Origin of the sequence: Methylobacterium sp. WL19 (assembly GCF_008040005.1) — a bacterium.
Classification (GTDB): Bacteria; Pseudomonadota; Alphaproteobacteria; order Rhizobiales; family Beijerinckiaceae; genus Methylobacterium; species Methylobacterium bullatum.
Window position 1 is genome coordinate 1 of record NZ_VRVC01000302.1, and the last position, 611, is coordinate 611.

1 protein-coding gene is annotated in these 611 nt (G+C 65.1%); it reads left to right on the forward strand.

Annotated elements, in window-relative coordinates; genetic code table 11:
- A partial coding sequence (locus FV220_RS25740) for a hypothetical protein (protein WP_210245979.1) occupies positions 1–611 on the forward strand: 611 nt, incomplete at both ends.

Sequence of the window (611 nt, forward strand, 5' to 3'; positions counted from 1 at the left end):
TCGCCCTCCTGTCCGACTGGACCCGGGGGACGGGCCAGATCCCGCCTCCGGCGACGCTCAATTTCAACCCGCGCGGAACGATGGATCTGTCGCAGGTCGGCATGATGGGCCACAGCCGCGGCGGCGAGGGGGTTCGGGCGGCGCTCAAGCAGTTCCGCGACGAAGGAAGTCCCTTCCCGGCGCTGATCAACGGGCTGTCGATCAAGTCGATCTTCGAGATCGGCCCCGTCGACTCCCTGCTCCCACCCCAAATTGACGCGAACGGGGTCAACAGCATGATCCTGCTGCCGGCCTGCGACGGCGACGTCACGACTTTGGAGGGCATGAGGGTCTTCGACCGGGCCGTGCAGGGGAAAGTTCCCGATACGTCGAATACGTTCCACGGCACCGTCTATGTCTGGGGCGCCAACCACAACGCCTACAATACCGAATGGCAGATGTCCGATTCGGCGGGATGTGCTGGCACTGACCCGATCTTCCAGTCGAAAGGGCGCTCGAAGCCCCAGCAGGTCACGGCGATCCAAACCCTGGTCCCGTTCTTCCGCGGCACGGTCGGGGCCAAGGCCGACCGCTCGTTGGTAGCCCAGTTCGATCCGGCCAACCCGCTTCCC